The following is a 13,279-nucleotide window of genomic DNA, read 5'->3' as shown; positions in this document are numbered from 1 at the left end:
TCAGGGCTTGACGGCAATGACGCCCGACCAGCCGGGCAGATAGCGTGCATCCTGCTCGTGCGCGCGATGCAGCGCGATGTCGAGCGCCTTCGCGAAGTTCTTGCGGATCTGGTCGAGCGACACGTGCTGGCGCAGGTAGTCGGCCCACAGGAATTCGCTGAACGGCGTCGCATCCTTCGCATAGCCGCCCGCCGTGCGCAGCTCACCGGCGAGGCTGCGGTACGGATCGTCCACGAGCCCGGTCAGCGCCTTCGGCAGATTCGCGTAGTCGCGACGCGTGCCGTCCGCGCCGAACGGATGCACCCACTGGTTGTGTTCCATCATCCGCCAGAAGATCGTGTCGTCGAGCCACGACAGATCCTTCAGCAGCATCGCGTTCACGCGTGCCTCGCCTTCCTCGATCAGCGCGAGGCCGAGGTGGTGGTGATCGGTGATGTAGTGCAGCCCGCCCGGGCCGAGCACGGCCGGGAACCAGTGCGATTCGATCGCGGCCTTGCGTGCCCGCTTGTTGAGCGCCTTCCAGTGCTTGCGCTTCGCCTTCACTTCGCGATAGCCGACCGTCATCTGCGTGGGACGCAGTTCTTCCAGCTTGACGGGAATCAGGTGAACATCGTTGCCGAGAGCCATGGTCGTACCCCATGTTGCGAAATTCCGGCAACGATACTCCTGATCGCGCGAGCCGTTAATACGTCATGACCTCGATACGCCTGCGGTTGACGATCTCTGACAACCGCCCGACGGCCCGCCCACGCACGACGCCGCGCTACGCGCGCAGATCGTTGCGTTCGAGACGATGTCGAATGTAAGGAATGCCATCGTGCACGACACTCACGCGACGCATCCCGAGCTTGCGCGCGACATTCAGCGAGCCGCTGTTGGCCTCGGCGATATCGGCGATCACGCGCGGCAGGCGCACGGTGTCGAACGCGTGACGCACGACGGCCGCCGCCGCTTCGCTCGCGATGCCGCGCCCCCATGTCGCACGCACCAGCCGCCAGCCGATCTCGACGTCGCGCGCGCCGTCCACATAGTCGGGAATCAGCAGGATCCAGCCGACGAACGCATCGGGGGCGGCCTTCTCGAAGATCGACCAGTAGCCGAGGCCCGGCGGATACTCGTACGTGATCCGGTGCGTGACGAAGCGCCGATGCTCGACGGGGTCGTGCCACGGGCCCGCGATGTGCCGCGTGACCTCGGGATCGCGATCCATCGCGACGCACGCGTCGAGATCGGCCAGCACACGCGGACGCAGCCACAGCCGCGCAGTCTCGAGCACGGGCAGCGTGGCGGCGGAACGTTCGGTCATCGGGACTCCTGATTCGGTGACGATGCGCATCGGGGCGCATTACAAAACGGCTACAAACAGCCTTCCGGAATGATACAGATGCCTGTCGCCGGTTTGGTGCGACGGCATTGCCATTTCCGAAACAGTTCATTTCCTAGGGATTATTCCCGATTCGACGTTATCGCGCCCCACATCGTCCGGCGCCGCCGCCTACACTCGATCCATGCCCCCGCACCGCGCGCAAGCCGGGCCGGCATCCGCATCCACAACGTGAGCGCGCAAGCCAACGAGGAGACCTCGGACATGAGCTGGACCCGCGAACAACGCAACGTCACGATCGCCGCCTACCTCGGCTGGACACTCGATGCGTTCGATTTCTTCCTGATGGTGTTCGTGCTGAAGGACATCGCCGCCGAATTCGGGTCGACGATTCCCGCCGTCGCGTTCGCGCTCACGCTGACGCTCGCGATGCGCCCGCTCGGCGCACTGATCTTCGGCCGGCTCGCCGATCGCTTCGGCCGCCGCCCGACGCTGATGGTCAACATCGCATGCTACTCGCTGCTCGAACTCGCATCGGGTTTCGCACCGAGCCTGACCGCGCTGCTCGTGCTGCGCGCGTTGTTCGGCGTCGCGATGGGCGGCGAATGGGGAGTCGGCTCGGCACTCACGATGGAAACCGTGCCGACCCATGCGCGCGGCTTCGTGTCGGGGCTGCTGCAGGCCGGCTATCCGAGCGGCTACCTGCTCGCGTCCGTCGTGTTCGGCCTGTTCTACCAGTACATCGGCTGGCGCGGCATGTTCATGGTCGGCGTGCTGCCCGCGCTGCTCGTGCTGTACGTGCGCTCGCACGTGCCCGAATCGCCGGCATGGAAGCAGATGGAAAAGCGCCCGCGCCCGAGCCTGGGCTCCACGCTGAAGCAGAACTGGAAGCTCACGATCTACGCGATCGTGCTGATGACCGCGTTCAACTTCTTCTCGCACGGCACGCAGGATCTCTATCCGACGTTCCTGCGCGAACAGCATCACTTCGATCCGCATACCGTGTCGTGGATCACGATCGTGCTGAATATCGGCGCCATCGTCGGCGGCCTGTCGTTCGGCGCGATCTCGGAGCGGATCGGCCGGCGTCGCGCCATCTTCATCGCCGCGTTGATCGCCCTGCCCGTGCTGCCGCTGTGGGCGTTCTCGAGCGGCCCGATTGCCCTCGCCGCAGGGGCGTTCCTGATGCAGATCTCCGTGCAGGGTGCGTGGGGCGTGATCCCGGTTCACCTGAACGAGATCTCGCCCGACGAGCTCCGCGCGACCTTCCCCGGCGTCGTCTACCAGCTCGGCAACCTGCTCGCGTCGGGCAACGCGACGATGCAGGCCTCGCTCGCCGTGTCGAACAACAACAATTACGGCTTCGCGCTCGCGCTCGTGGCCGGCGTCGTCGCCGTCGTGATCGCCGTGTTGATCCTGTTCAGCCGCGAGCGGCGCGGCATCGACATGACGCAATCGGTCAATACGCGTAGCACGGTCGGCTGAACCCGCGCATTGCCGCACCGCATCATCGCGCGTACCCCGTCCTGCCGAGGGCACGCGCGATACTTTCCGCATTCGCACATCGAACTAGAGGAATTTGTCCAGATTCCCCGCTTGCCCGCTCCGTCCGCGATTTTTTATCTTAATAAAAACGGCTGTTTGAATCAGACAAACAAATCACCAGTTCGCGGCCGGGCGACCGGCATGGGAGGCGGGACATGGCAGTAAGTCAGGAGGGGCGGCCATCCGCGGGACGGCCGTCCGGGGCACGGTCATCCGGCACGCGGCAGACCGGCGGGACGAAGGCGCGCATCCTCGATGCGGCCGAGGACCTGTTCATCGAGCATGGCTTCGAGGCGATGTCGATGCGCCAGATCACCTCGCGCGCGGCGGTCAACCTCGCCGCGGTCAACTACCACTTCGGCAGCAAGGAGGCGTTGATCCACGCGATGCTGTCGCGCCGGCTCGACCAGCTCAACCAGGAGCGCCTCGGTATCCTCGACCGCTTCGATGCGCAACTCGGCACGCACATCACCTGCGAGCACGTGCTCGGCGCAATGTTCATTCCGGCGCTGAAGGCCTCGCGCAATCCCGAACGCGGGGGGCCCGGCTTCCTGCGCCTGATCGGCCGTGCGTACACCGATCCGTCGCCGTTCGTGCGCAACTTCCTGACCGCGCACTACGCGAGCGTCGCTGGCCGCTTCTTCGACGCGTTCCAGCGCGCGTTGCCGCACCTGCCGCGCACGGAGCTCGGCTGGCGGCTGCATTTCGCGATCGGCGCGCTGTCCGGCGCGCTCGCGGGCGCCGAAACGGAAAGCCTGATCGACGAGTTCTCGCAAGGCCGCACGATGAACGACGTGCAGATGATCGCGCGACTGTCGTCGCTGATCGTCGCCGCGCTGAAAGCGCCGATGCCCGACAGCGCGCAACTGTCGATCTTCGCGGCCGTGCTCGACGATGCGGGGGCCAGCGAAGCGTTCGGGCTGCCGCAGTCGGCTGCGACCGCCGTCGATACGGCGACGCTGCATTCCACGAACTGAGCGCGCGAGGCCACGCGCGGCTTCCTGTTCACGATTTGATCGAAACGCGCGGTCGTGCGGGGCGTCGAGGCGCCCCGTCGATCGACCGTGCGGCACGAGGCACGGGCCGGCGCCGAAGCGCCCGCCCTCGCCGAGAGCAAAGACCGGAGACTCGTCATGTCATCTTCCGCAGCAACCGCAGCGGCCCAGCTTCCGCCGAACACCGACGGCATCTGGTACGCGTCATACCCGCCCGGCGTCCCGCATGAGATCGACGTCACGCAGTACGCATCGCTCGTGCAGTTCTTCGACGAATGCACGAGCCGCTTCGCCGAGCGCGTCGCCTACGTGAGCGCCGGCGCATCGATGACCTATCGCACGCTCGCGCGGAAAGTCGACGCGTTCGCGTCGTACCTGCAAGGCATCGGCATCAAGCCCGGCGACCGCGTCGCGATCATGCTGCCGAACACGTTCCAGTACCCCGTCGCGCTGTTCGGCACGCTGAAGGCCGGTGCGATCGTCGTCAACGTCAATCCGCTCTATACCGTGCGCGAACTCGCGCACCAGCTGAAGGACAGCGGCGCGCAGACGATCGTCGTATTCGAGAACTTCGCGCGCACGCTGCAGGACGCGCTGCCGGAAACGCAGGTGAAGAACATCGTCGTCACCGCCCTCGGCGACCTGCTCGCCGACGGCTTCAATGCGAAAGGACGCCTGATCAATTTCGTGCTGAAGCACGTGAAGAAGCTCGTGCCGGCCTACCACCTGCCGCAGGCCATCCGGTTGCGCTCGGCGCTTGCGCTCGGGGCGCGCGGCACGCCGCAGCCGGTGCAGATCACGCGTGACGACCTCGCGTTCCTGCAATACACGGGCGGCACGACCGGCGTCGCGAAAGGCGCGATGCTCACGCACGGCAACCTGATCGCGAACCTGCTGCAGGCGAAGGCCTGGATCGCCGACCAGGTCTCGGGCGACGTCGAAACCGTGCTCACGCCGCTGCCGCTGTATCACATCTATTCGTTGACGGTGAACGCCTTCATCTTCATGGGGCTCGGCGGGCGCAACATCCTGATCGCGAACCCGCGCGACATGAAGATGGTGATGAAGATCATCCGCAACGAGACGTTCACCGGGATCACCGGCATCAACACGCTGTACAACGCGTTCCTCGACAACGAGGAATTCCGCAAGCGCGATTTCTCGAAGCTGAAGCTCGCGATGGCCGGCGGGATGGCGATGCAGCGCGCGGTCGCGGAGCGCTTCCAGCAGGTGACGGGCCGGCCGGTCGTCGAAGGCTACGGCCTGACCGAGTGCTCCCCGATTGTCACGATGAACCCCGTGGACCTGAACGACATGGCCGCGTTCAGCGGTTCGATCGGCCTGCCCGCGCCGTCCACCGTCGTGCGCTTTCGCCGCGAGGACGGCACCTGGGCGCCCGTCGGCGAACCGGGCGAGCTGTGCGTGCATGGTCCGCAGGTGATGCGCGGCTACTGGCAGCGCCCCGACGAGACGGCCAAGGTGATCGACGCCGACGGCTGGCTCGGCACCGGCGACATCGGCGTGATGGACGAACGCGGCTTCATCCGCCTGATCGACCGCAAGAAGGACATGATCCTCGTGTCGGGCTTCAACGTGTATCCGAACGAGATCGAGGAAGTGCTGGTGATGCATCCGGGCATCAGCGAAGCCGCGGCGATCGGCATTCCCGACGAGGTGCAGGGCGAACGGATCAAGGTGTTCGTCGTGCGCCGCGACCCGGCGCTGACGGTCGACGACGTGCTCGCGCACTGCCGCAAGAACCTGACCGGCTACAAGATGCCGAAATTCGTCGAGTTCCGAGACGCGCTGCCGCAGACGAACGTCGGCAAGATCCTGCGCCGCGCATTGCGCGACGAGGAACTCGCCAAAATCAAGGCCGCGAAGCAAGGCTGAACGATCCATCGCCCCGGGAGACGCCGTCGATGAACGAAGGAAAGAAGCGCCACGCGCGGCATGCCGCCGCCGTGGCAGTCGCGTGCATGCTGTGGCTCGCCCAGACTGGCCTGCATGCGCAGGAAGCGGCCAGCGCCGCGGGCGCGGCGCAGGAGGTCGCGCTGCCGGCCGATCTCGCGAAAGTCACCCGCGAACCGGTCGCGCAACAGGCGCGCTGGCTGCGCACGGCCGCGCAGCGCGGCACGCTCGCGCAACTCGATGACGCGACGCTCACCGCGCTCTTCAAGGCGCTCGATCCGCTCGCCGTGCCGCTCTATATCCGCAACGGTCCCAACGGCTATCCGTCCTACCAGTTCACGATGGTGCGCCAGGAACGCATCAGCGGCAAATGGTCCGATACGCCCGACCGCATGCTCGTGAAGACCACCCGCGAGCCGCTGCGCGTCTATGCGAAATGGCTGCCGGGCGGCGCGCACGCCGGACAGGAGACCATCTACGACACGACGCAGCGCAAGGACGAGATGTACGGCCACCTCGGCGGCCTGCTCGGCAAGATTCCGCTATGGACGGCCATCGACGGCGCACTCGCGCGCGCCCAGTCGAATCACCAGGTGAAGGATCTGGGCACCGAATTCATCACGAACCTGTACCTGACCGAAGGGAAGAAATATCTGGAAGCCGGCGTGCAGCGGCCGACCGATGTGGAAGCCAGAACGATCAACGGCGTGCGCGTCGTTACGCTCACCTACGAAACACCGACCGGGCGACCGCAGTTCTACGCGAAGAAGGAAATCTTGGGGCTCGACCTGCACGCGCCCTATTTCCGGACCGTCGAGTCGTATGACAACGACGGCAAGATCTTCGAGCGGATCGTCATCGAGAAAATCGCCCCGACGACGCTCGACGACACCGCATTCGACCCGAAAAACCCCGACTACGCGTTCTGATGCGCGCGGGGCTGGCCTCGGGCTCAATCGTCATCGTCGTCGCCGTGGTGCCGGTGCCAATGCTTGTAATAGTGCTTGCGCCACTTGCGATAGCGGTCGTCGTCGTCATCGCCGTAGTAGCCGTATCCGTAGCCTGGATAGGCGACCACGGCAGGTTGCGGCGCCACATAGACCGGGGCCGGCTCGACATAGACCGGCGCGACCGGCACGCCGATACCGACCGACAGGTCGACATGCCCCGCCATCGCACTGCCGGAAGCCAGCAACGCCACGCTCCCGACCCACCCTGCCCATCGTCTCTTGTCCATGTTCTGAATCCCTGATATGCCGGCCCGCCCGGCTCGCGCGACTAAAGTAAACGTCGCGCGCGAACCCAGGTGATACGGCCTTGCGAGAGTCGTAACGCGACGTAACGAAATGGCGTTAGCCGTTTGGCCGAATCGCGAAAATGCGCTGGAACGTCTATAGTGGGTTACGGTTCGACACAATCACGACTACGCGCTCCCCGATTGAACAGGGTAGAATCCCGCCAAACACCTTGTGGACGAACACGCCACACACACGCACAACATATTCTCTGACGCAGGCTCCTGCCGCACCTCAATGGCCAATCCCGCAGAATCCCATCCGCAAAACGACTTCATCAATTCGGCGCGCAAGGAACGTAAGCGCGTTGAAATCTATCTCGTCAACGGCATTCGTCTGACGGGGTGCATCGAGTCGTTCGACCAGTACCTGGTGATGCTGCGCACCCCCGTGGGTCTGCAAGGCATCTACAAGCGCGCGATTTCCACGATCCAGCTCGACACGGGCGGCTCGCGCCCGGGCGGCAGCGGCCCCCGCGGGCCGCGCACCGGCGGGCGCCCCGGCGGCCGTGAAGGCGGCGGTCACAGCCCGTACGGCTCGCACGGCGGCTCGCGTGAATCGCGCGGCGACGGCGGCTACGGCTCCCGCGAACCGCGTGAAGGCTATGGCTCGCGCGAACCGCGCGAGGGTTACGGCTCGCGTGAGCCGCGCGAAGGCTACGGTGCCCCGCGCGAACCCCGTGAACCGCGCGAAAGCTACGGCGCACCGCGCGACACCGGCGACGCATCCGGCAACGCCTCGTCGTCGGATGCCCGCGGCGGCAGCGGGCCGGTCATCGTGACGCGCCGCCGGCGAATCGTGCCGGACGGCCAGTAAAGCAAAAGGGCAAGCCAACCGGCTTGCCCTTTTTACTGGTGCGGCCGGCGCGGCATGTCGCCGCACCGCCGCCGGGTTCAGCGTGCCGTCGTCGGCAGGCCTGCATCGGCCTCACGCTGCAACGAACGCACCTGCTGCTGCAACGCACGCAGTTGCGACTGAAGCTCGGCCTGCTGCGCCTGCAAGGCGGCCGTCTCGTTGCGTACGCTCTTCTGGCGATCCGCGACCGCCGCCTGCTGCTGGCGGGCGATCGAGATATCGGCCTGCAGACGCCGTGCGCGATCCTGCGTGACCTCGATCTGCTTGTCCATTTGCGCCTTCTGCGATTCCAGCTTCGCCGCCCGCAGTTCGTTCACGGCCAGCCGCTCCGCCTGGCGCGAGAAATCGCGATAGATCGCTTCCGCACGCGTTTCGTCGTAAGTCTTGATGACGCGCCAGAACGCCTTCTGCTGGAACAGCGCGACGAAGTACGCACCGTCCTTCACGTTGAACAGCAGGCTCGCGCCGTAGCTGCCGTTGTAGCTCGTGCGCATTTCCGTCAGCGAGTGCGCCTGGATCTGGCGCTGCAAGTCGTCGACCGTGCTCGGCCCCGTCGACTCGCCCGCCTGCGGCTGCAGCGACGTCTGCGAATCGATCGCCGGAATCGCCGCCACGGGCGCCGATGCCTGCTGTACGACGGGCGAACCGCTGTCCGCCAGACTTTGCGCGTATGCGCCCTGCATGCCTCCCGCCAGGGCGAACAATACGCACGCCCTTCCCAACCCCGTCATATGGCTCATGAAGTTCTATTCCCGCCCGAGTCGTTGTAATTCAGCGCGATTTTATCTCATTAATTACTCACTTTCGCGGGTCTCGGGCTCCTCGTCGAAGATCTGGTATTTGCGCATTTTTTCCCACAGGACCTTGCGGCTGATGCCGAGTTGCTGCGCCGTATCCTGACGCCGCCAGCCGTTTGCGTCGAGCGCCGCAATGACGCGGTTGCGCTCGTTCATGTCCCACTTGCTGCGATCGACGAACACCTCGGCCGCACTCTCCGCCGGGACCGGCTGGGCCGAACTGCGTGCGTGCGCGATCAACCGCTGCAGCCGCGCGGCATCCCACCCGCCCGTCTGCCGCACCGTCACGCCGACACGCTCGGCGAGGTTGCGCAGTTCACGCACGTTGCCGGGGAAATAGCTGTCCGCGACGGAATCCGTCAGCCAGTACGGCAGATCGGACAACTGAGCGAGCCGCTCCTCGCCGACGACCTGCGCGACGAATGACTTGAACAGCGCGATCTTGTCGACGGCGCCGCGCTCCTCCAGCGACGGAATGCTCAGCTCGATCACCGCGAGCCGGTAGTAGAGATCGGCGCGGAACAGGCCATCCTTCACGAGCTGCGGCAGCTTCTTGTTGCTCGCCGCGACCAGGCGGAAATCGACCTTGACCGGCGACGTCGCGCCGACGCGCAGCACCGCGCCATCCTCGAGCACGCGCAGCAGCTTGACCTGCTGGTACAGCGGCAGATCGCCGACTTCGTCGAGGAACAGCGTGCCGCCGCCCGCCTGCTCGAAATAGCCTTTATGCGCAACAACCGCGCCCGTGAACGATCCCTTCGCATGACCGAAGAACAGCGATTCGAACAGGCCGTCGGGAATCGCGCCGCAGTTCACGGGCACGAATTCGCCATGCCGGTAGCGCGAATGTTTTTCGTGCAGCAGTTGCGCGATGCGCTCCTTGCCGACGCCGGTTTCGCCGTGCAGCAACACGTTGGTGTCGCAATCGGCGAACGTATCGACTTCGTGCAGCAGGGCCTGCATCGATTCCGAGTGCGCGACGAGTTCGGTCGGATGCGACGTTTCGGCCGTATGCGCCCGTAGCTGCGTGACGAGCTTGCCGATCATCCCGCGCAGTTCGGCACACGTGAAGTCGAGCGGCAGGATGTGCGAATACTCGGGCGGATACTGCGACGCGTCGTGATCGCGCGCCGCGCCGACCCAGACGACCGGCATGCCGATGTTGGCCTGCCAGTCGCGCAGGAACGCGGCGCCGATTTCGATCATCGTCACGCTGATGATCGCCAGCGACGGCCGCAAGGCGGCGCGCTCGGGCGAGATCTCCGCGTTGTCGGCGCGGATCACTTCGACGTCGAAGCTCGCCATGCACCGGGCGACGCGGTCGACAATGTCCGCCTTGCCTTCCCAGACGTACAGGTCGAGCTCTTCGATTGCGGGCGTGGTTCTCATCGGGTGGTCTTGCTTCTCTAATTGCTGACTGTTTGCGCGACGCCGCAGGTCAGCGACATCTGATGCACCGTGGCGGCACCGAGCTGGACACCGAGCAGGTCCAGCAACGGATCGATGATACCGTCGAGCGCGGTCAAAAGCGGGCTCAGCACGGTGGTCAGGACCGACAACAGCGATGAAATGAAATTCGGCGGAATCGTGACCGTGACGATCCCGAACAGCAGACTCACGGTCGGTGTGATCTGGGCGTTTTGCAATCCCGTCAGCGCGTTGTTCACGGCCGAACCCAGCGCGTTCGTATTGGTTGTCCAGTAGTACGACGGATCGCTGCCGCCGCGCCCGTAGAACGTGTTGGTTGCGGGGCTGCCGGCCAGATTCACCGACACGTTGGAAACGGTCGCGGACACCTCCACGGCGCCGGCCAGAACCAGCACGTCGAGCACCTTGGCCGGCGTCGAGCAACTGTAGTTCGCCGGCAGGTTCAGCAGATTGCCGGCCGTGAGCGGCGGCTGGCCGATGCAGAGATTGGCGATGCTCGGCTGCGCGGTGATCGTCGCGGAATTCGGCGATGTCAGGCAGTTGGTCGACAGCAGCGTCGCACTGCCGGCACCCAGCTGCACGTAAAGCGGCAGATACACGTTCGCGGACACCACGACCGGCAGCGGATTCACGCCCAGGTTGACGACGAGATACAGGCCGACCTGCGCGTTCGTCGCAACCGTCCGCCACGCACCGTTCTTGTCCTTCCCGCCTTCGCCGACCGCAATGGTCGGCGGGCTGATGACCTGCGCCTGCAACTGGACGATCGATACCGAGTTGCCGTTCGGCAGCGTCAGCGGCACGTTGGCGCCGATCACCACGCCCGGCTTGCCGGCCTGCGAGATCTGCGCCATCGCCATCACGAGATCAAGCACGTTCACGGTCGCGTCGGCCGCCGCCTGCGTGTTCGCGAGGCCCAGCGTCAGCAGCGACGTCGCGCCCTGTCCGGTCAGGCTGGCGACCTTGAGCGCCGTGTTGCTGAGCAGGTTCAGGTTGGCGAGGGTGGTCAGTGCGCCGGTTGCGCTGGTCTGCAGCGTCGTACCCAGCGTGGTCGTCTTGTTGACGGCCGCCACCATCGCGTTGAGCAACGTGCCGACCGACGCGTTGGCATTGACCAGCCCGCCGATCGTACCGTTGCCGACCGACAGCGACTGCAGCGCGACGGCGATGTCGCCGAGCTTGACGTTCGCACAGGCGAGCCCCTGGTAGGACACGAGATTGAGGTTCAGCGGCGTGCCGCCCTGCCCCTGCAACAACGAGCCCAGCAGCGCGTTCACCAGGCCGGGGTTCCCGCTCGGCGCGCCCGAGCAGCCGACGCCGCCCACCGCGGCCAGCGTCGCGCCGATCGAGAAGGTATCGATGTTGGTTGCCTTCGCGGTCGACGTGGCGGTCACGGTGCGGGTCGGCCCGAAGAAGAAATACGGCAGCGTCTTGGAGACCGTCACCCGCACGGCATTCAACTGCGTCGCGAGCGGCACCGTCGATTTCGACGAATAGAAGGAGCTCGCCGTCCCGGTCGCCGACGGCGCCCAGTAACCGCATTCGGCCGACAGCGACGTGGTGCCGCTGCCGTCCAGCGTGAAGCCGTTCGTCGTGGCGTTGCTGGTGGCCACGGAGGTCACGTTCGCACACGTGTCGTCCAGCTTCTGAACCGCGGCGAGCGCAGCAAGATCGGCCACGCGCTGCATGTCGCGGCGCGTGAAAAAGACGTTGCCGATATCGACCGAACCGAGAATCACCATCGACAGCAGGATCCACACGGCCGCCGTGACGACGACCGAACCCCGCTGCCGCCGCGGCGACGCGCGACCGGGTCCGGCCATCCGGTTCGATGCATGTCGAGCAATGCTCATCGCGGCTCCGCTCAATACGATTGCGATGAACCCTGCCCGCCGGACGATCCGTTGCCGCTCGAGCTGACCGGCGACCCCATCGATTCCGGAATCTTGTGCTTGAACGATTCGAGATAGCGTTGATAGGACAGCGACGCGGTATCGCCCAGTGCCGGCAACGCCGGCCCGGCCGCACGTCCGTCACGCTGGAATGCCAGCAGTGCGTTCGTTGCGTGACCGATTTCCGACGCGTCGGGCGCCGGCTGGTCGCTATACGCCGCGGTAGCGGCCCCCATGAGCACGAGAAGCGCGACACCCTGGCACACGCGTGCCACGCGACCGGAATTCTTGTTGTTCGTCATGTCAGTTCCCCCCAATGCCTTTTTTCATTGTGCAAACCGCTGCAGCAGCGGCGCAGTCGGATCGAATCCCTGGATGTTCGCCACCGGGGACGGACGCTTCGCGACATCCGAGCCCGACACGTCGACCACGCTCCCCGAACCGATCGGCGTGGCAACCGACGCCGAAGCCGGCGCCTGGGATGCGCGACGCCACGTGCGCGCCGCCGCGGTGATCCGCGCCGCGTCGTTGCGGATGTCGTTGCGAACGTCCGTCGACAGCTTCTGCTGCGCCATCAGCTTCTGCGCATCATGGGTCCGGCCGGATGCGAGCAGGTACAGCACCAGGTTGCTGATGATCTTCGGATTGCTCTGATCGAGCTCCGCGGCCTTCATCAATGGAATGCGCGCCCCGTCGACATCGCCGCTGCGCAGCTTCGCGTAGGCGAGATCCGAAAGCGTCGACGCATCGGTCGGCGCCAGCACGGTGGCCTGCGACAGCGCCTGCGCGGCGCGCGGAAAATCGCCCGCGCCGCCGGCAATCAGCCCGAGACCGCGATAGCCGCGCGCGGCGAGCGCCGTGTTGAGCAACTGCGTATACACCGCGGCGCTCGCGGCGGGTTGGTCCGTCATGCGCAACGCATCGGCGCGCAGCAGGATCGTCTGCGGCGATGCGCCGTACTGTTTTTCGTATGCGTCGATATGCGCCAGCGACGCGTAATACAGCCCTTGCGACTGCATCCGCTCGATCAGGCCGAGATACATGCCAGGCGTATCCGGCGCCGCCTGCTTCTGCGCCGCCGCGTCCATCAGCGCGGCACGCTCGGCCTGCGGACCGACGCCGTACCCGCTTTCCTTGAACGCCGAGCACGCGCCGAGCAGGCCCACCATTGCCAGCACGCCGGCCACTTTCACGATTTCATCGATGCGTCTCATCTTGCTTCCTTGGCTTCCCGGCA

13 protein-coding genes are annotated in these 13,279 nt (G+C 65.7%); 5 read left to right on the top strand and 8 right to left on the bottom strand.

The annotated features are described in order from the left end of the window. Positions 1-627, bottom strand: a complete 627-nt coding sequence (locus CFB43_RS08420; RefSeq protein WP_047850977.1) for a ParB-like protein — start codon at positions 625-627, stop codon at positions 1-3. Between the two features lie 136 nt (positions 628-763). Then, a complete protein-coding gene (locus CFB43_RS08415) occupies positions 764-1,306 on the bottom strand; it encodes a GNAT family N-acetyltransferase (RefSeq protein WP_089494740.1) in 543 nt (180 codons plus the stop codon). Positions 1,307-1,588: 282 nt separating this feature from the next. Between CFB43_RS08415 and CFB43_RS08410 the strand changes: the two genes are divergently transcribed. The 4 genes from CFB43_RS08410 to CFB43_RS08395 all read left to right on the top strand — a co-directional run bounded on the left by CFB43_RS08410 (position 1,589) and on the right by CFB43_RS08395 (position 6,704). Further along, positions 1,589-2,809: an MFS transporter gene (locus tag CFB43_RS08410; RefSeq protein WP_089494739.1), complete on the top strand. Its 1,221-nt coding sequence runs from the start codon at positions 1,589-1,591 to the stop codon at positions 2,807-2,809. A 215-nt stretch (positions 2,810-3,024) separates the two neighbouring features. After that, positions 3,025-3,846 carry a TetR/AcrR family transcriptional regulator gene (locus tag CFB43_RS08405; RefSeq protein ID WP_089494738.1) on the top strand — a complete coding sequence of 274 codons (822 nt, stop codon included), beginning with the start codon at positions 3,025-3,027 and terminating at the stop codon, positions 3,844-3,846. A 156-nt stretch (positions 3,847-4,002) separates the two neighbouring features. After that, positions 4,003-5,757 carry an AMP-binding protein gene (locus tag CFB43_RS08400; protein ID WP_089494737.1) on the top strand — a complete coding sequence of 585 codons (1,755 nt, stop codon included), beginning with the start codon at positions 4,003-4,005 and terminating at the stop codon, positions 5,755-5,757. 29 nt (positions 5,758-5,786) lie between these two features. Beyond that, positions 5,787-6,704 carry a DUF1571 domain-containing protein gene (locus tag CFB43_RS08395; protein WP_089494736.1) on the top strand — a complete coding sequence of 306 codons (918 nt, stop codon included), beginning with the start codon at positions 5,787-5,789 and terminating at the stop codon, positions 6,702-6,704. 23 nt (positions 6,705-6,727) lie between these two features. On the opposite strand, the gene CFB43_RS08390 is transcribed toward CFB43_RS08395, so the two are convergent. After that, positions 6,728-7,012, bottom strand: a complete 285-nt coding sequence (locus CFB43_RS08390; RefSeq protein WP_089494735.1) for a hypothetical protein — start codon at positions 7,010-7,012, stop codon at positions 6,728-6,730. Between the two features lie 295 nt (positions 7,013-7,307). Here CFB43_RS08390 and hfq point away from each other — a divergent pair, with 295 nt between their 5' ends. After that, complete coding sequence (gene hfq, locus CFB43_RS08385; protein ID WP_089494734.1) at positions 7,308-7,886, top strand: RNA chaperone Hfq; 579 nt, start codon at positions 7,308-7,310, stop codon at positions 7,884-7,886. 77 nt (positions 7,887-7,963) lie between these two features. Here hfq and CFB43_RS08380 read toward each other — a convergent pair whose 3' ends face one another. The 5 genes from CFB43_RS08380 to CFB43_RS08360 are packed head-to-tail and all read right to left on the bottom strand — an operon-like array spanning position 7,964 to position 13,256. Next, the gene (locus CFB43_RS08380; RefSeq protein WP_089494733.1) at positions 7,964-8,665 is read right to left on the bottom strand and encodes a DUF2968 domain-containing protein; all 702 of its coding nucleotides are present in this window, start codon (positions 8,663-8,665) and stop codon (positions 7,964-7,966) included. Between the two features lie 54 nt (positions 8,666-8,719). Beyond that, complete coding sequence (locus CFB43_RS08375; protein WP_089425235.1) at positions 8,720-10,111, bottom strand: sigma 54-interacting transcriptional regulator; 1,392 nt, start codon at positions 10,109-10,111, stop codon at positions 8,720-8,722. Positions 10,112-10,128: 17 nt separating this feature from the next. Then, a complete protein-coding gene (locus CFB43_RS08370; RefSeq protein WP_089494732.1) occupies positions 10,129-12,003 on the bottom strand; it encodes a TadG family pilus assembly protein in 1,875 nt (624 codons plus the stop codon). A gap of 11 nt (positions 12,004-12,014) precedes the next feature. Beyond that, positions 12,015-12,344 carry a DUF3613 domain-containing protein gene (locus CFB43_RS08365; protein WP_089494731.1) on the bottom strand — a complete coding sequence of 110 codons (330 nt, stop codon included), beginning with the start codon at positions 12,342-12,344 and terminating at the stop codon, positions 12,015-12,017. Positions 12,345-12,368: 24 nt separating this feature from the next. Beyond that, entirely contained in the window at positions 12,369-13,256 is an 888-nt protein-coding gene (locus CFB43_RS08360) for a tetratricopeptide repeat protein (RefSeq protein ID WP_089494730.1), read from the bottom strand. Between the last annotated feature and the right edge of the window lie 23 nt (positions 13,257-13,279).

The sequence above is a fragment of the Burkholderia sp. AU15512 genome, assembly GCF_002223325.1.
Taxonomy (GTDB): Bacteria; Pseudomonadota; Gammaproteobacteria; order Burkholderiales; family Burkholderiaceae; genus Burkholderia.
This window is presented reverse-complemented; position numbering and strand designations above follow the sequence as displayed.